Here is a 17,535-nt window from a genome sequence, read left to right on the forward strand (position 1 = left end):
AGACACTGCTCACTAATCTCTATACAATCCGCCCTCGGAGTTGAACGGGTAATCGCTGCTTTGCTGATGTCCTTCGGGAGACTGACGTTGAGGTCCTTCGGGAAACTGACGTTGAAGTCCTTCGGGAGACTGGTAGAGGGGAGGAACGTCCGGGCTCCATAGAGCAGGGTGCCAGATAACGTCTGGGGGGCGCGAGCCCACGACAAGTGCAGCAGAGAGAAGACCGCCGATGGCCTCATTTCTTCGGAAGAGGCACAGGTAAGGCTGAAAGGGTGCGGTAAGAGCGCACCGTGCGACTGGCAACAGTTCGTAGCAAGGTAAACTCCACCCGGAGCAAGATCAAATAGGCCCTCGCATTGCGCTGCTCGCGTATGGGGGCGGGTAGATTGCTTGAGCCTGTGAGCGATTGCAGGCCTAGACGAATGGTTACCGCCGCGCAAGCGGAACAGAACCCGGCGTATGTGTCAACTCCACCTATATAAAGAACCCATCATTACTTAACGGTAGTGATGGGTTTTTTGCTTTATATTGACGTAAATTATTTAGATTTCCTTAGAATCCTTCATCCTGATATGAGCTTGGGTCAAAAATTCCCAAAGCCTATACACAATATGGTGGAGATACAGCGCGAAATCAGTACACTAAAACGTTAATAGAACAAATTATTGCCTAACTAACGGCTCAATCCACTCACTGAGAAGACTATGACAGAAGCATTCAAACATATTTCAGTATTGCTTAACGAATCTATTGACGGACTTGCGATCAAACCTGACGGTACCTACATCGATGGTACTTTTGGCCGTGGTGGTCACAGCCGTACAATCCTGTCTAAACTGGGCGAGAATGGACGACTCTTTAGTATCGACCGCGATCCACAAGCGATTGCTGAAGCTCAGAATATTGATGATCCCCGTTTTACAATTATCCATGGCCCATTCTCGGGTATGGCTGAATATGCAGAGCGTTATGACTTAGTCGGTCAAGTGGATGGTGTTTTATTGGATTTAGGTGTTTCTTCACCACAGCTAGATGATGCAGAACGTGGCTTTAGCTTCATGAAAGATGGCCCGCTAGACATGCGTATGGATCCAACAACGGGTATTCCGGTTTCTCAGTGGCTAGTTGATGCGGATCTTGATGACATTACATGGGTTATTCGTGAGTTCGGTGAAGACAAACACGCTCGTCGTATCGCGAAAGGCATCATCGCTTATCAAGAGAATGAAGAGAACGAACCGCTAACGCGTACTGGTCAACTGGCTAAGCTTATCTCTGACGTCGCTCCAAAGAGCTTCAAAGAGAAAAAGCACCCAGCGACACGTGCTTTCCAAGCATTCCGTATCTACATCAACAGCGAACTTGAAGAGATCGATACCGCACTGAAAGGTGCAGCAAGCATTCTTGCTCCTCAAGGTCGTATCTCTGTTATCAGTTTCCACTCGCTTGAAGACCGTATGGTGAAGCGCTTTATTCGTAAAGAGAGCCAAGGGCCACAAGTTCCTCACGGTTTACCGCTAACAGAAGATCAAATTAAAGCTTTAGGCAGTGCCGATCTAAAACCAATTGGTAAAGCGATCAAGCCTTCTAAAGATGAAGTGGATGAGAATACTCGTTCGCGTAGCTCAGTACTACGAATCGCAGAAAAGCTATAGTCAATGAAGACCTCCAAGCCTAACTTAGCCAAGATAATATTTTTTGATTTGATCTCCGTGGGCAAGGTTCCATTGGTACTTCTTATCTGTATCTTTGCGAGTGCGATGGGGGTCGTTCTTACGACACATAATTCACGTCAGGCGATCACGAAAAAAGACATGGCATTAGTGGAACGAGAACAGCTTGATGATGAGTGGCGAAATTTAATGCTTGAAGAGACGGCTTTGGCTGAACATAGCCGCGTTCAAGCATCGGCAAAACGAGAGCTAGACATGAAACGTCCAGACTCTGACAAAGAAGTTGTGATCACACTGAAATGACCGGTAAAAAGGAAAAAGCACCCGCCAAGCCCGTTAAGAAATCAACGAAAGAGCGAGTGAAGAGCGAAAAGGATTCGGATCCAATTCTTATTAAATGGCGTTTCAACGTCGTTATTGCTTTCGTGTTTCTTGCCTTTGCTGCACTCGTTGGTCGTGTGGCTTACATCCAAATTATTGAACCAGATAACTTAATCCGTCAGGGCGATCTTCGCTCGGTACGTGTTAAGGCTATTCCTTCCGCCCGCGGCATTATCTCAGACCGCAATGGCGAACCGCTTGCTGTGAGTGTTCCAGTTGAGGCGGTATGGGCCGACCCGAAAACGATTTTCGATAAAAATGGCATGGCCCAGATTGATCGTTGGTATGCGTTAGCTGATGTACTTGGCTTAGAACGACAATCGATGATCGACAAGATCTCTAGCAACAAGTCCCGCCGATTTGTTTACCTACAAAGACAAGTTAGTCCAGCGATGGCTAAGTATATTCGTGAATTAAAGCTGGTGGGTGTTGGCCTGAAAGCGGAATCTCGACGTTACTATCCCGCAGGCGAAGTCAGTGCACACCTTATCGGTGTTACCGGCATTGACGGGCACGGTTTAGAAGGCGTTGAACGCAGCTATGACAAATGGCTCACGGGTGAAGCGGGTAAGCGGACGATTCGTAAAGATCGCTATGGACGCGTTGTTGAAAACATTGCTTTAGAAGAGCGTGAAGAAGGCAAACCACTCGAATTAACGATCGATCAACGATTACAAGCCATTGCTTATCGCGCTATTAAGCAAGCCGTGGCCGATCACAAGGCGACTTCAGGCTCTGCTGTACTACTCGATGTAAAAACGGGTGCCGTGTTAGCCATGGTTAATGCCCCTTCTTATAATCCGAACAACCGCGCTGACTTACAAAGCTTTAAGATGCGTAACCGCGTTCTGACTGATGCAATGGAACCTGGCTCGACCGTGAAACCTTTTGTGGTTTTGGCGGCGCTAGAGAACGGCACTGCAGACCCAGATATCGTGATTGATACTGGCAATGGCATTATGCAGATCGGTGGTAGTCGTGTACGAGATTCTTCTAAAGTCGGTAAGGCTGACTTAGCACTGATCCTCAAGAAGTCGAGTAACATCGGTGTTGCTAAATTGGCGCTTAACATGCCACTTGAAGCTTTGCTTGGGATGTACAGTTCGGTTGGTCTAGGCGAGATGTCTGGGCTGAATTTGGTTGGTGAAACGAGCGGTATTTTCCCGAATCGCCGTCGTTGGTCAAAGTTTGAAATTGCCACCTTAGCGTTCGGTTATGGCTTGTCTGTTACGCCGATGCAGTTGGCACATGCCTATGCGACGTTAGCTAATAAAGGTTTGTATGAGCCGATTCATATTATTAAGAGTAACGACCAAGATTTTTCTAAGCAAATCATCAAGCGCGAGAACGCTGAACTGGTTTTGAATATGCTAGAAGGGGTGACTCAAAAAGGCGGTACGGCGACAAGAGCTGCCGTTCCGGGTTACCGCGTTGCAGCCAAAACGGGTACCTCTCGTAAGGCTGAAGCTGGCGGCTACAGTGATGAATACATCGCGGTTACCGCAGGCTTTGCTCCAGTTAGTGATCCAAGAGTGGCATTGGTTGTTGTGGTCAACGAGCCTCAAGGCGACCTTTACTATGGTGGTTCAGTCGCAGCCCCCGTCTTTTCTGAAATCATGAAGGGCGCACTGCAAATAATGAACGTCCCCGCTGATGAAAATAAGTTTCAAGAATAGAGTTAATCAGGATTCAATATGAGTAATAGCCTCACGCTGTCATCTTTACTTTCTCCTTGGGGAGACTTTAGTTCACCTGAACTGGAGTCGATTGCTGTTGAGCAATTGGAGCTAGATAGCCGAGCCATCAAGGAAGGTGATATTTTTGTTGCCGTAGTCGGACATGCTGTTGATGGCCGTCGTTTTATCGACAAAGCGGTCGCACTGGGAGCTCATGCTGTTATTGCACAGGCCGATGCTGAAAAGCCTCATGGTCTGATTGAATGGTTGGATACTGTCCCTGTTATTTACATTAACAACCTTAACTTGGTGCTATCTGAGTTAGCTGGTCGTGTTTACTCGTGTCAAGCGACTAAGTTGATTGGTGTTACCGGCACCAATGGCAAAACCACCATCACCCAACTGATTGCTCAATGGCTTGATCTCGTCGGTCAACGCTCAGCGGTAATGGGTACGACAGGTAATGGTTTCTTAGATAATCTAAAAACCGCAGCGAATACCACAGGCAGTGCGATTGAAATACAGCGCACACTGAGTGAGTTAGCTGCAGAAAAAGCTGTCTACACGGCAATGGAAATATCTTCTCACGGTTTGGTGCAAGGTCGAGTAAAGGCTTTGGACTTTGAGGTAGGTGTATTTACTAACTTGAGTCGTGATCATCTTGATTACCATGGCACGATGGAAGAGTACGCATTGGCTAAGAAGAGCCTGTTTACTCAACATAAATGCAAGCACGCAGTGATCAATGTGGATGACGAAGTGGGTAAAGCTTGGATGCCGGACTTATCCAATGCTATTGCAGTCTCACTGTTACCGCTAACGGGCTATCAACAGTCGGTGTGGGCATCTGATGTCGGTTATGCAGAAACCGGTATTAAGCTCTCTTTCGATGGTAGTTGGGGACAAGGGAAGCTTTCTGCTCCACTGATTGGTCAGTTCAACGCATCAAACGTACTGGTTGCTTTTGCTACTTTGCTTTCTTTGGGTATCGAAAAGCAAACCTTGGTCGACACTGCGCCTCAGCTTCAACCTGTGATTGGCCGAATGGAGCTTTTCCAAGTTCCCAACAAAGCAAAAGTAGTTGTCGATTATGCTCATACGCCCGATGCGCTAGAGAAAGCATTGGCAGCACTGCGCGTGCATTGCTCAGGAAAACTGTGGGCAATCTTTGGTTGTGGTGGAGATCGAGACACTGGTAAGCGCCCAATGATGGCTGCGACCGCAGAGCAGTTCGCCGATAAAATCATTATTTCAGATGATAACCCTCGTAGCGAAGAACCGGCACTGATTGTCAAAGACATGCTAGCTGGCTTAAGCAAACCTGAAGCTGCGTTTGTCGAACACGATCGCTACCAAGCGGTTAAGTTTGCGCTTGAGCAGGCAGGCAGCGATGACATTATTCTTCTGGCTGGTAAAGGCCATGAGGATTACCAAGTATTGAAAGATAAAACGGTACATTACTCAGACCGAGAGTCTGCGCTTCAACTTTTAGGTATTTCATAATGATTGATGTATCACTTGAGCAAATCTGCTCCGTGGTCAGTGGTGAGCTGATCAAAGCGGGCAACTCGAACAATAACGTAATCAATGCAGTTTCAACGGATACTCGTACCGTTGAAGAAGGCGCCTTGTTTGTCGCTATCGTTGGAGAGCGTTTCGACGCGCATGACTTTTGCCATCAAGCCGTTGAGGCAAACGCGAGCGCGTTGTTAGTCGAACGAAAACTTGACCTAAATATTACTCAAGTTGTTGTCGAAGACACTAAACTTGCTTTAGGTGAACTAAGTGCTTGGATTCACAAACAATGTGACGTGCCAACGATGGCGATTACAGGCAGCTGTGGCAAAACGACCGTTAAAGAGATGGTGGCGAGCATTTTACAGCAGCGTGGCAAGGTGCTGTTTACGGCGGGTAACTTCAATAATGATATTGGTGTGCCTTTGACCTTGTTACGCAGTGAACCCAATGATGACTATGCAGTGATCGAATTAGGCGCTAACCATATTGGTGAAATTGCCTACACCACTCAGCTAGTGAAGCCACAAGTTGCCTTAGTTAATAATGTAGCCGCGGCTCATTTAGAAGGCTTTGGTTCGATTGATGGTGTGAAGCAAGCGAAAGGTGAAATTTTTCAGGGGCTTGCTGCTGGTGATACTGCTATTGTTAATTTAGAGAGCAACGGTGGTGACTTTTGGAATGAAGTACTTGCGGATAAAACGGTTCTGACATTTTCTGAAAGTAACCATGAAGCTGATTATTTTGCTGAAAATATCGAAATCAACGACCAAGGCGAAGCTTGCTTTGATATGCAAACGCCACTAGGTGTTACAGCTGTTGAACTTGGTATTATTGGTCAGCATAACGTGGCGAACGCGTTGGCAGCTGCAGCGTTGAGCATCCAATTTGGTGCAACGCTTGATGAAATAAAAAGTGGTTTAGCGAATCTTATCTCGGTTAAAGGGCGAGTTGAGGTTCAACAATTAAGTCAGAATATCAAGCTGATAGATGACAGTTATAATGCCAGCGTGCCTGCAATGAAGGCGGCAGCCAAACTGCTGTCGAGCTTCAAAGGTCAACGTTGGTTGATTTTAGGTAATATGGCTGAATTAGGCGACGAAAGTCTTGCACTTCACCGTCAAGTCGGTGAATATGCTGCCCCATTCGCTTTTGAGCATGTACTCACTTACGGTGATGATACCAAGGTGATTAGTGAGGTCTGTAACGGTACCCACTTTGCAACGCATCAAGCGATGATCGCGCACATAGAGCAGCACTTACGCTTGCCAGAAAACGCGTCACATACCTTGTTGGTAAAAGGCGCGAATAGTGCAGGAATGAGTAAAATAGCCGCTGCTTTAAAGGAGAACTTTTCATGATAATTTGGCTTGCAGAGCTACTACAGCCACACCTTTCTTTTTTCCGTTTGTTCGAATACCTATCGTTTCGTGCAATCGCGAGTATTTTGACGGCGTTATGCCTGTCGCTGTGGATGGGACCTCGTTTAATTGAGCGTCTGCAAATGCTACAAATTGGCCAAGTTGTTCGTAATGACGGCCCTGAATCTCACTTTAGCAAACGTGGTACACCAACCATGGGTGGCGTGATGATCCTAGCTGCCATTATTATTACAGTATTAATGTGGTCTGATCTTTCTAACCCTTACGTTTGGGCGGTATTAGTGGTACTTGCTGGTTATGGCGCGGTCGGTTTTGTTGATGACTACCGTAAAGTGGTTCGTAAAAACACCGATGGCTTGATTGCTCGCTGGAAGTACTTCTGGCAATCTGCGATTGCATTGGTTGTGGCATTTGCTCTGTATGCTCACGGGCACGATACTGCAGCAACTCAATTAGTGGTTCCTTTCTTTAAAGATGTGATGCCACAGCTTGGTTTATTGTACATCGTACTGACTTATTTTGTTATTGTGGGTACCAGTAACGCGGTAAACCTAACAGACGGCCTAGATGGTTTGGCAATTATGCCAACGGTGATGGTTGCTGCTGGTTTTGCTGTAATTGCATGGGCAACAGGTAATGTTAACTTTGCAGCATATCTACACATTCCATACATCCCATACACTTCTGAGCTTGTGGTTGTATGTACTGCTATCGTCGGTGCCGGACTAGGCTTCCTATGGTTCAACACTTACCCAGCGCAAGTATTCATGGGCGATGTTGGCTCACTAGCGCTTGGTGGTGCACTGGGTGTGATCGCGGTGTTAGTTCGCCAAGAGTTGGTACTGGTTATCATGGGCGGTGTGTTTGTAATGGAGACCTTGTCAGTTATTCTGCAGGTGGGCTCTTACAAATTGCGTGGTCAGCGTATTTTCCGCATGGCTCCGATTCACCACCACTATGAACTGAAAGGTTGGCCAGAGCCGCGCGTAATCGTGCGCTTTTGGATCATCTCAATGGTATTAGTACTGGTTGGCCTAGCGACACTGAAAGTTCGTTAATCTTATGTGAGCCTCTGATTAGAGGCTCTTTAAAACTATTAAGAGCATCTTGTTTAAATGGAACGTTGGCAAAATATTCAAAATGTAGTGGTTGTGGGGCTCGGTATTACCGGGCTCTCTGTCGTTAAACATCTCGTAAAATATCAGCCTCATACTCATGTGAAGGTGATTGATACTCGAGAGCTACCACCAGGAAAGGAATCTTTACCTGAATCGGTAGAACTGCATTCTGGAAGTTGGAATAGCCAATGGTTAGCGGAAGCTGATTTGGTGATTGCTAACCCAGGTATCGCCTTAGCGACCCCTGAAATACAAGATGTTATTCAAGCGGGAACTCCGGTTGTTGGCGATATTGAACTGTTTGGCTGGGCGGTAGACAAACCCGTCGTGGCAATAACAGGCTCCAATGGTAAGAGTACGGTGACCGATCTAACGGGTGTGCTTGCTAAGGCTGCTGGTCTTAACGTTGGTGTCGGTGGCAACATCGGTATTCCTGCCTTAGATCTTTTAGAGCTTGATGCCGATCTATATGTCCTTGAGCTTTCAAGCTTTCAGCTAGAGACAACATCTAGCTTGAACCTAGCAGCGGCGGCCTTTTTGAATTTGTCAGAAGATCATATGGATCGCTACCAAGGCATGGCCGATTACCGCGATGCTAAATTGAGAATCTTTAACAATGCTCAGTGCGCGATTGTAAACCGCGACGACAAAGAAACTTATCCAGATCACGAGATGCAGGTAGTGACATTTGGTCTCGATGACCAAGAGTTTGGTGTGGCAACAATTGATGGCACTGAATGGCTAATCGATAACGCTAAGCCAGTACTTCCTACCCAAGATTTGACATTGGTTGGACGTCATAATGTGGCGAATGCGTTAGTCTCGTTGGCACTACTTAAGCTAGTCGGTATCGATTACAACAAAAGCCTTGAAGCTTTGAAAACCTACAACGGTTTAACTCATCGTTGCCAAGTGGTGGCAGATAAACGCGCTATCAAATGGGTTAACGACTCGAAAGCAACCAATGTAGCCAGCACATTAGCCGCTTTGTCGGGGCTAGAGTACCAAGGTACTTTATATCTTTTGGTTGGTGGCGTGGGTAAAGGTGCCGATTTCAGTGAGCTTGAACCTGTGTTGTCACAGTTAGAGCATGTTCAACTGTGTTGCTTCGGTGAAGATGCCGCGCAATTTATGCCATTGCATCCATCGGCTAAGACGTTTGATACCATGCGTGACATTATCGAGAGTGTCTCGAAGCAGTTAGTTGCCGGTGATATGGTGATGTTGTCTCCAGCGTGTGCGAGCTTCGATCAATTTAATAACTTCATGGCGAGAGGTGATGCGTTCACTGACCTTGCCCATGAGTATGCCTAACGTGTTGAAGGACTAACATTCAGTGCAAAGAGTGAAAGAGATTAATCAATCCATTTGGCAATGGCTAAACCGTGCCACACCAGAGGCGCTCTACGATCGTCAGTTGGTATGGATTGCTCTTGGACTGATGCTGACCGGATTGGTGATGGTAACGTCTGCTTCGTTCCCAATCAGTGCTCGTTTAACTGATCAGCCGTTTCACTTTATGTTCCGCCATGCCATTTTCCTTGTGTTGGCGTTAATCGTATCCAGCGTCATATTGCAAATTCCAATGAAACGTTGGTTTCAGTACAGTATGTACTTATTGGGTTTATCCTTCTTTTTGCTGGTCGTGGTATTGGCTGTCGGTAAGTCGGTTAACGGTGCGTCGCGCTGGATCCCTCTTGGATTATTTAACTTACAACCCGCTGAAGTCGCTAAGTTGTCGCTGTTTATCTTTATGGCGGGTTATTTAGTTCGTAAACAAGACGAAGTGAGGAAAACCTTCTTCGGTGGCTTTGGTAAACCGATCATGGTATTCGGTGCTTTTGCTGTGTTACTACTTGGCCAGCCCGATTTAGGTACAGTAGTTGTAATGTTGGTGACCTTGTTCGGAATGTTATTTATCGCAGGAGCCAAGCTTTCACAGTTTATTGCCTTGATGGTGGCGGGTATTGCTGCGGTCGTTGGCTTGATTGTTATAGAACCTTATCGAGTTCGACGTGTTACCTCATTTTGGGAACCGTGGAATGACCCGTTTGGCAGTGGCTACCAGTTAACTCAATCGCTAATGGCATTTGGTCGTGGTGATTGGATGGGGCAAGGCCTTGGAAACTCGGTTCAGAAGTTAGAATATTTACCAGAAGCACATACCGATTTTGTGTTTGCGGTATTAGCTGAAGAGTTGGGTTTTGTTGGCGTGACCTTAGTGCTGATCCTTATTTTTAGTTTGGTGCTTAAAGCCATTTTAATTGGCAAAAAAGCCTTCGAGAACGACCAGTTATTCAGTGGTTATCTTGCCTTTGGTATTGGTATTTGGTTTGCTTTTCAGACGCTTGTTAACGTAGGTGCTGCATCGGGTATTGTTCCGACCAAAGGTCTAACCCTGCCGCTTATCAGTTACGGTGGTTCAAGCCTTATCGTCATGTCAGTAGCGGTTTCTATGCTGCTGCGTATCGATCACGAATGCCGAATGCAACAAAAAGAACAAGCCGACAATCAAAACGAATTAGTAGAATAAGAATCTAACGTGATGAAACAAAACAAAAAACTTTTAGTGATGGCTGGTGGAACTGGCGGTCACGTTTTCCCAGGGTTAGCGGTGGCTAAAAAGCTTCAGCAACAAGGTTGGGAAATTCGCTGGTTAGGAACCGCAGACAGAATGGAAGCGGATTTAGTGCCAAAGCATGGTATTGAGATCGACTTCATCAAGGTGAAAGGCCTGCGTGGTCAAGGCATTAGCAAGCTAATTAAAGCGCCATTCCAGATTATTAATGCCATACTTCAAGCAAGACAGCACATCAAAGCATGGCAACCAGATGTGGTGCTTGGAATGGGGGGTTACGTGAGTGGCCCCGGTGGCATTGCGGCATGGCTATCCGGTATTCCCGTGGTTCTTCATGAACAAAATGCCGTGGCGGGTTTAACCAACCAATGGCTATCTAAAATTGCGAAAAAGGTATTCCAAGCCTTTCCAGGTGCTTTCTCTGCCGCAGAAGTTGTGGGGAACCCAGTACGAGAAGATGTTGTTGCCTTAGCTGACCCCGAGCAACGCATGGCAGAGCGTGACGGCGATATTCGTATCCTAGTTATGGGTGGCAGCCAAGGTGCTAAAATTCTTAACGATACTCTGCCTGTGACTTTGGCTCAGTTAGGCGCTGGTTTTACTGTGATGCACCAAGCCGGTAAAAACAATCAGCAGCAAGTGATTGAACAATACAAATCACATTCTGTAGATAATGTTCAAGTGACTGAATTTATTGATGATGTGGCGCAAGCTTATGAGTGGGCAGATCTATTAGTGTGTCGCTCAGGTGCATTAACCGTATCAGAAGTGTCTGCAGCTGGTGTGGGTTCTATCTTCGTTCCGTTTATGCATAAAGACAGACAACAAGCGTTGAATGCCGATCACCTAGTTGAATGTGGCGCAGCGTTAATGATTGAACAGCCTCAATTGACGGCTGATAAGCTAGCGAACACGATTGCTCAGCTTGATAGAAATGAATTAAAAATGATGGCAACAAAAGCTCGTCAAGCAGCCAAGCTTGATGCTGATGTGACCGTCGCTGAAGCGATTAAAGCTTTAGCAAAATAATGAGATTGAATTGATGACGATTGAACATACCCAAGACTTAGCGCAAATCCGTGCAATGGTGCCAGAGATGCGCCGTGTTAAATCTATCCACTTCATCGGTATTGGTGGCGCAGGAATGAGCGGGATTGCTGAAGTCTTGCTTAATGAAGGCTACCAGATCACGGGTTCTGATATTGCTCAAAACCCAGTGACCGATCGTTTAGTTAGCAAGGGTGCTACCGTTTACATCGGCCACCAAGCAAGTAACGTTGCTGATGCAAGTGTGGTGGTGGTTTCAACCGCTATCAACGAAGAAAACCCAGAGATTATTGCTGCTCGTGAAGCGCGTACACCTATCGTTCGTCGTGCAGAAATGCTGGCTGAGCTGATGCGTTTTCGTCATGGCATTGCTGTGGCAGGTACGCACGGTAAAACCACTACGACCGCGCTAGTGACACAAATATATTCGGAAGCGGGTTTAGATCCAACTTTCGTAAACGGTGGTTTGGTAAAAAGTGTTGGTACCAATGCTCGCTTAGGTTCGAGTCGTATTCTTATCGCTGAAGCCGATGAAAGTGACGCGTCATTCTTACACCTGCAACCAATGGTTAGTATTGTGACTAACATTGAAGCGGATCATATGGATACCTACGGCGGCGATTTTGAAACGCTAAAGCAGACGTTTATTGATTTCTTACACAATCTGCCATTCTACGGTCAGGCTGTGATGTGTGTTGATGATCCGGTAGTACGTGAGCTTATTCCTCAGGTTAGCCGTCAAGTGATTACCTACGGCTTCTCAGAAGACGCTGATATCCGCATTGAAAACTATGTACAACAAGGTCAGCAAGGCAAGTTTACGGTTGTTCGCAAAGGTAAAGCCAATCTCGATATTACGTTGAACATTCCCGGTCGCCATAACGCACTGAACGCATCAGCGGCGATTGCGGTTGCGACGGAAGATGACATCAGCGATGAAGCGATTCTAAAAGCGATGGCTGGAACGGAAGGTACTGGCCGTCGTTTCGATCACCTTGGTGAATATGAAACGGGTAAGGGTGTTGCAATGCTGGTCGATGATTACGGCCATCACCCAACCGAAGTTGATGTCACCATTCAAGCTGCACGAAGTGGTTGGACTGATAAACGTCTTGTGATGATCTTCCAACCGCACCGTTATAGCCGCACTCGCGATCTGTATGATGACTTCGCGAACGTTCTTGAGCAGGTTGATGTGCTTATTCTGTTAGATGTTTATTCTGCAGGTGAGAAACCTATTGCAGGGGCTGACGGACGCTCGTTAAGTCGAACTATTCGTGGGCGTGGTAAGATTGATCCCATCTTTGTTGCTGATATCAACACGCTGCCGTCGGTTTTAGCCAACGTTATTCAAGGCGGAGACCTTGTTTTAACACAGGGTGCTGGTGATGTTGGTCGTGTAGCGAAGCAACTTGAATCGCTACAATTAGACATTAATAAGATGCAAAACGCGTAACAGAATACTGTATACAGACTGTGGTTGATCGCTCACTTCTTGCGATTGACCTAAAATTGACCAAAAATCTTATTATCAACGTTTGATAGTTTGATTTTGCTCAGTATAATTCATAGGTTAAAGTAAGTGCTTTTACCTCTATTACGAAGATAGGGAATAGAATTGCGAACCAACGACAGGGAATGCGGGCTTTGGTAGAAAGTACTTTTAGCGAAAACCGCCACCTATTCAGTTTACCATCGCTAAAGAAACACGCTGTAGGCGGGTCTTTTTTTGTCATGGTACTGCTATTCATTGGATTTCTTTTCTATACCACACTGACTTGGATGTGGGATGATCAGCGATTGCCTCTCTCCAAAATAGTACTTCAAGGCGACTTAACTTACGTAACCGCTGGTGATGTTCAACATGCCTTTGGCGAGCTAGAGCATATTGGCACGTTCATGTCGCAAGACATCGGTGTTTTGCAAGACAGTTTAGAAGCGTTACCTTGGGTTTCAGTGGTGTCCATTCGTAAGCAGTGGCCAGACACAATAAAAGTATTTTTGACTGAGTATCATGCAGCAGCAATCTGGAATGGTAACATGCTGTTGAATGATAATGGTCAGGTGTTTAATGGTGATATCGGTCTTTTGAAGGGCGATAGAGTCAAGCTTTACGGCCCAGACGGCACCAGCCAAAAAGTGATAGAAAAGTGGCGACAAATAACTCCTTTGATTAACAATCTAGGGTTAACCGTTACTTCGCTCGTTCTCAATGAGCGTCGCGCTTGGCAAATAATCCTAGATAACGGTATCCGTTTAGAACTAGGTAAAGATTCTTTAGATGAGCGTGTTGAACGCTTCATTTCGCTTTACAACGAACTTGGTAGTAAAGCGAATCAAGTGAGCTACATCGACCTCAGGTATGATACGGGAGCCGCTGTAGGCTGGTTTCCAGAGCAAGAGTTAGAAGAGAGCACAGATGACTAAGACCGCAGATGACAACATAATCGTTGGTCTTGATATAGGCACTGCGACCATATCAGCTCTAGTTGGTGAAATATTGCCTGATGGTCAAATCAATATCATTGGTTCAGGGCAAAGCCCATCCAGAGGTATGGATAAAGGTGGTGTAAACGACCTAGAGTCGGTAGTGAAGTCAGTTCAGCGAGCCATTGATCAAGCAGAGTTGATGGCGGAATGCCAAATCAGCAATGTGTTTATCTCGCTATCGGGCAAACATATCGCAAGCCGAATTGAAAAAGGCATGGGCACTATTTCTGATGAAGAGGTGTCTCAAGACGATATGGATCGAGCGATCCATACCGCGAAATCAATTAAAATAGGTGATGAGCAGAGAATTCTGCACGTGATCCCACAAGAATTTACCATCGATTATCAAGAGGGGATCAAGAATCCACTTGGTTTATCTGGTGTTCGAATGGAAGTCAGTGTTCACCTAATTTCTTGCCATAGCGACATGGCGAGAAACATTATTAAAGCTGTTGAACGATGTGGTCTCACTGTAGAACAAATCGTGTTTTCAGGACTTGCCTCAAGCAATGCGGTAATTACTGACGACGAGAGAGAGCTTGGAGTATGTGTTGTTGATATTGGTGCTGGTACGATGGATATTTCCATTTGGACTGGCGGCGCATTGCGACACACAGAAGTCTTTTCCTACGCAGGAAATGCAGTAACCAGTGATATTGCCTTCGCTTTCGGCACGCCAGTGAGCGATGCTGAAGAGATAAAAGTAAACCACGGTTGCGCTCTGAGTGAACTCGTAAGCAAGGATGATTCTGTTAACGTCCCTAGTGTAGGTGGCCGCCCATCGAGAAGTTTGCAAAGACAAACTTTGTCGGAAGTGATTGAACCACGTTACACTGAACTTATGGGTCTCGTTAACCAAACTATTGATACGGTTCAATTACAGCTACGAGATGAAGGTATTAAACACCACCTTGCAGCTGGCGTCGTTCTCACTGGTGGAGCGGCACAAATTGACGGATTGGTAGAGTGTGCGGAACGTGTTTTCCGCAATCAAGTTCGAGTTGGTAAGCCGTTAGAAGTTAGTGGCTTAACTGACTATGTTAAAGAGCCGTATCATTCTACGGCGGTTGGTTTACTTCATTACGCAAGAGATTGTCAGATAAGTGATGAGGGTGATTACAGCGAACCTAAGCGTTCAGCACCTTCTATGTCAGGCTTGTTTGGTAAATTGCGTAATTGGATACAAAAAGAGTTTTAACCTGAGTTGCAGGAAAAAACGGAGATAACACATGTTTGAACCGATGATGGAAATGTCTGACGATGCAGTAATTAAAGTCGTTGGAGTTGGTGGCGGTGGCGGTAATGCTGTTGAGCACATGGTACGTGAATCGATCGAAGGCGTAGAGTTCATCAGTGTTAATACTGATGCTCAAGCCCTTCGTAAAACGAGCGTGAGCAGCGTGATCCAAATTGGTGGTGATATCACTAAAGGTTTGGGCGCTGGTGCAAATCCACAAGTAGGCCGTGATGCAGCTCTCGAAGATCGAGAAAGAATTAAAGAAGTTCTAACTGGCGCCGATATGGTATTTATCGCAGCTGGTATGGGCGGTGGTACAGGTACAGGTGCTGCTCCAGTTATTGCTGAAGTTGCGAAAGAGTTGGGTGTGCTAACGGTTGCTGTTGTAACTAAGCCATTTAGCTTTGAAGGCAAAAAGCGTTTAGCGTTTGCTGAGCAAGGTATCGAAGAGCTTTCTAAACATGTGGATTCTTTAATTACGATTCCAAATGAAAAGCTACTTAAAGTACTTGGCCGTGGCGTAACACTGCTAGAAGCTTTCGCAAGTGCAAATGATGTACTTAAAAACGCTGTACAAGGTATCGCTGAGCTAATTACTCGCCCTGGTATGATTAACGTCGATTTCGCGGATGTTCGCACTGTGATGTCGGAAATGGGTCATGCAATGATGGGTAGCGGTATCGCAAAAGGTGAAGACCGTGCTGAAGAAGCTGCTGAAACGGCAATTTCTAGCCCATTACTAGAAGACATCGACCTAGCTGGCGCGCGTGGCGTTCTTGTGAACATCACTGCAGGCCTAGATATGCGTTTAGATGAATTCGAGACTGTGGGTAATACAGTTAAGGCATTCGCTTCTGATAACGCAACGGTTGTTATTGGTACCTCTCTAGACCCTGATATGACGGATGAAATCCGTGTAACTGTTGTTGCAACAGGTATCGGCACAGAGAAAAAACCAGACATTACTCTAGTTGCTGGTGGTAAAGCAAAAGTAGCGCCAACGCCTCAACCTCAAGTTGCTGTTCAAACGGCAGCAAAAGTGGAAGAGAAAGTGGCACAACCATTGCAGGAAAAAACTGAGGTAAAACCTCAAGTTAAACCACAGCCAACAACGTCACCTGTTTCTTCGGGTACAGGCGCTAGCCAGAGTGCAGCACCTAAAGCTGAGAAAGAGAGCGGATATTTAGATATTCCAGCATTTTTACGACGTCAGGCTGATTAACAAATACCCAAAGTTTGACTATCGTCGAATTAATGGTAAAATTCGCGGTTGGTAAATACTGACCGTGATTTGTAGCACTGATAACGAGGCAAGCAGATGATCAGACAACGTACTCTGAAAGAAATTGTGAAAACAACTGGTGTGGGTCTCCACTCTGGTCGTAAAGTCACACTTACTCTTCGCCCGGCAGCTGCAAATACAGGTATTGTTTATCGTCGTACAGATGTAAATCCACCTGTAGATTTCCCAGCTGATCCAGCATCAGTTCGTGACACTATGTTATGTACTGCTCTTGTTAATGACGAAGGCGTACGTATCTCTACAGTGGAGCACCTTAACGCAGCTCTAGCTGGAATGGGTATCGACAACATTATTGTTGAAGTCGATGCTCCAGAAATTCCAATTATGGATGGTAGCGCAAGCCCATTTGTATACTTGCTACAGCAAGCGGGTGTTGAAACACTGAATGCAGCGAAGCGTTTTATTCGAATCAAAAAGCCTATCCGTTTTGAAGATGGCGATAAGTGGGCAGAGTTTGTTCCATTTAACGGCTTCCGTATGGACTTTGAGATCGACTTTAACCACCCTGCGATTGAATCGGATGAGCAACGTTTGTTGTTTGATTTCTCATCACAAGGTTTTGTGAAGCAGATTTCTCGCGCTCGTACTTTCGGTTTCATGCGCGATATTGAGTACCTTCAGTCTCAAAACCTAGTACTTGGCGGTAGCTTTGATAATGCTATCGTACTGGACGAATACCGAATTCTTAATGAAGAAGGCCTTCGTTTCGACAATGAGTTTGTAACTCATAAAGTATTGGATGCGATTGGTGACCTTTACATGTGTGGACACGCTATTATTGGTGAGTTCCGTGCATACAAATCAGGTCACGGCCTAAATAACCAACTTTTACGTGCAGTTCTTGCTGACGCAGAAGCTTGGGAGTGGGCAACATTCGAAGAAGAAGCTGGCTCTCCAGTTGCTTTCGCAGAACCGGGTATGGTTCTAGCGTAATTGTTGTTTACAACAATATAAGATTTCAAAAACCAGGCCATTGGCCTGGTTTTTTTGTATCTATTTTCCAGATACAGTGTCGTTAACCTCCGGAAATTGCTGGCTAATGGGCTGCTGTCTGCTTAATCCATCAGCAATTAGAAAGAAAAGTTCCAAGCACATCAAACAAATGGTGTTCTAAATGGTCGTTAGTGTGAAAATT

14 protein-coding genes and 1 other RNA gene are annotated in these 17,535 nt (G+C 45.9%); all 15 read left to right on the plus strand.

The window, feature by feature from the left end:
• Positions 1-36: 36 nt before the first annotated feature.
• The 15 genes from rnpB to lpxC all read left to right on the plus strand — a co-directional run bounded on the left by rnpB (position 37) and on the right by lpxC (position 17,333).
• Positions 37-476, plus strand: an RNA gene (gene rnpB / locus AC3CIA_RS02205) — RNase P RNA component class A.
• Between the two features lie 228 nt (positions 477-704).
• Complete coding sequence (gene rsmH / locus AC3CIA_RS02210; RefSeq protein ID WP_488518457.1) at positions 705-1,655, plus strand: 16S rRNA (cytosine(1402)-N(4))-methyltransferase RsmH; 951 nt, start codon at positions 705-707, stop codon at positions 1,653-1,655.
• A 3-nt stretch (positions 1,656-1,658) separates the two neighbouring features.
• Positions 1,659-1,976 carry a cell division protein FtsL gene (gene ftsL, locus AC3CIA_RS02215; RefSeq protein ID WP_004735995.1) on the plus strand — a complete coding sequence of 106 codons (318 nt, stop codon included), beginning with the start codon at positions 1,659-1,661 and terminating at the stop codon, positions 1,974-1,976.
• The gene (locus AC3CIA_RS02220; protein ID WP_017077679.1) at positions 1,973-3,730 is read left to right on the plus strand and encodes a peptidoglycan glycosyltransferase FtsI; all 1,758 of its coding nucleotides are present in this window, start codon (positions 1,973-1,975) and stop codon (positions 3,728-3,730) included. Before ftsL ends, AC3CIA_RS02220 begins: the two co-directional genes overlap by 4 nt.
• An 18-nt stretch (positions 3,731-3,748) precedes the next feature.
• Positions 3,749-5,233: a UDP-N-acetylmuramoyl-L-alanyl-D-glutamate--2,6-diaminopimelate ligase gene (gene murE / locus AC3CIA_RS02225; protein WP_171328955.1), complete on the plus strand. Its 1,485-nt coding sequence runs from the start codon at positions 3,749-3,751 to the stop codon at positions 5,231-5,233.
• Positions 5,233-6,606 carry a UDP-N-acetylmuramoyl-tripeptide--D-alanyl-D-alanine ligase gene (locus AC3CIA_RS02230; protein ID WP_054547820.1) on the plus strand — a complete coding sequence of 458 codons (1,374 nt, stop codon included), beginning with the start codon at positions 5,233-5,235 and terminating at the stop codon, positions 6,604-6,606. Before murE ends, AC3CIA_RS02230 begins: the two co-directional genes overlap by 1 nt.
• On the plus strand, positions 6,603-7,685 hold the full coding sequence (mraY, locus tag AC3CIA_RS02235) for a phospho-N-acetylmuramoyl-pentapeptide-transferase (RefSeq protein ID WP_054547819.1): 1,083 nt from the start codon (positions 6,603-6,605) through the stop codon (positions 7,683-7,685). The genes AC3CIA_RS02230 and mraY overlap by 4 nt, the downstream gene beginning before the upstream one ends.
• Before the next feature lie 57 nt (positions 7,686-7,742).
• Positions 7,743-9,059, plus strand: a complete 1,317-nt coding sequence (gene murD / locus AC3CIA_RS02240) for a UDP-N-acetylmuramoyl-L-alanine--D-glutamate ligase (protein ID WP_488518458.1) — start codon at positions 7,743-7,745, stop codon at positions 9,057-9,059.
• Positions 9,060-9,081: 22 nt separating this feature from the next.
• Entirely contained in the window at positions 9,082-10,278 is a 1,197-nt protein-coding gene (ftsW, locus tag AC3CIA_RS02245; RefSeq protein ID WP_017087507.1) for a cell division protein FtsW, read from the plus strand.
• A 12-nt stretch (positions 10,279-10,290) separates the two neighbouring features.
• Positions 10,291-11,352: an undecaprenyldiphospho-muramoylpentapeptide beta-N-acetylglucosaminyltransferase gene (gene murG, locus AC3CIA_RS02250; protein WP_146457921.1), complete on the plus strand. Its 1,062-nt coding sequence runs from the start codon at positions 10,291-10,293 to the stop codon at positions 11,350-11,352.
• 13 nt (positions 11,353-11,365) lie between these two features.
• Entirely contained in the window at positions 11,366-12,826 is a 1,461-nt protein-coding gene (murC, locus tag AC3CIA_RS02255) for a UDP-N-acetylmuramate--L-alanine ligase (protein ID WP_017084769.1), read from the plus strand.
• A gap of 278 nt (positions 12,827-13,104) precedes the next feature.
• On the plus strand, positions 13,105-13,797 hold the full coding sequence (locus AC3CIA_RS02260) for a cell division protein FtsQ/DivIB (RefSeq protein ID WP_004729846.1): 693 nt from the start codon (positions 13,105-13,107) through the stop codon (positions 13,795-13,797).
• Positions 13,790-15,058, plus strand: a complete 1,269-nt coding sequence (ftsA, locus tag AC3CIA_RS02265) for a cell division protein FtsA (protein WP_004729844.1) — start codon at positions 13,790-13,792, stop codon at positions 15,056-15,058. The genes AC3CIA_RS02260 and ftsA overlap by 8 nt, the downstream gene beginning before the upstream one ends.
• A 31-nt stretch (positions 15,059-15,089) precedes the next feature.
• On the plus strand, positions 15,090-16,319 hold the full coding sequence (gene ftsZ / locus AC3CIA_RS02270) for a cell division protein FtsZ (RefSeq protein ID WP_017084771.1): 1,230 nt from the start codon (positions 15,090-15,092) through the stop codon (positions 16,317-16,319).
• Positions 16,320-16,415: 96 nt separating this feature from the next.
• The gene (lpxC, locus tag AC3CIA_RS02275) at positions 16,416-17,333 is read left to right on the plus strand and encodes a UDP-3-O-acyl-N-acetylglucosamine deacetylase (protein WP_017087510.1); all 918 of its coding nucleotides are present in this window, start codon (positions 16,416-16,418) and stop codon (positions 17,331-17,333) included.
• Positions 17,334-17,535 lie beyond the last annotated feature (202 nt).

The organism is Vibrio sp. QJM3NY_27 (assembly GCF_057785955.1).

Excerpts from the sequence above, each read along its gene's own strand:
- murC (WP_017084769.1), top strand. The coding sequence starts at position 11,366 with ATGACGATTGAACATACCCAAGACTTAGCGCAAATCCGTGCAATGGTG.
- AC3CIA_RS02260 (WP_004729846.1), top strand. The coding sequence starts at position 13,105 with ATGGTACTGCTATTCATTGGATTTCTTTTCTATACCACACTGACTTGG.
- murE (WP_171328955.1), top strand. The coding sequence starts at position 3,749 with ATGAGTAATAGCCTCACGCTGTCATCTTTACTTTCTCCTTGGGGAGAC.
- AC3CIA_RS02220 (WP_017077679.1), top strand. The coding sequence starts at position 1,973 with ATGACCGGTAAAAAGGAAAAAGCACCCGCCAAGCCCGTTAAGAAATCA.
- murD (WP_488518458.1), top strand. The coding sequence starts at position 7,743 with ATGGAACGTTGGCAAAATATTCAAAATGTAGTGGTTGTGGGGCTCGGT.
- lpxC (WP_017087510.1), top strand. The coding sequence starts at position 16,416 with ATGATCAGACAACGTACTCTGAAAGAAATTGTGAAAACAACTGGTGTG.
- mraY (WP_054547819.1), top strand. The coding sequence starts at position 6,603 with ATGATAATTTGGCTTGCAGAGCTACTACAGCCACACCTTTCTTTTTTC.
- AC3CIA_RS02230 (WP_054547820.1), top strand. The coding sequence starts at position 5,233 with ATGATTGATGTATCACTTGAGCAAATCTGCTCCGTGGTCAGTGGTGAG.
- rsmH (WP_488518457.1), top strand. The coding sequence starts at position 705 with ATGACAGAAGCATTCAAACATATTTCAGTATTGCTTAACGAATCTATT.
- murG (WP_146457921.1), top strand. The coding sequence starts at position 10,291 with ATGAAACAAAACAAAAAACTTTTAGTGATGGCTGGTGGAACTGGCGGT.
- ftsL (WP_004735995.1), top strand. The coding sequence starts at position 1,659 with ATGAAGACCTCCAAGCCTAACTTAGCCAAGATAATATTTTTTGATTTG.
- ftsZ (WP_017084771.1), top strand. The coding sequence starts at position 15,090 with ATGTTTGAACCGATGATGGAAATGTCTGACGATGCAGTAATTAAAGTC.
- ftsA (WP_004729844.1), top strand. The coding sequence starts at position 13,790 with ATGACTAAGACCGCAGATGACAACATAATCGTTGGTCTTGATATAGGC.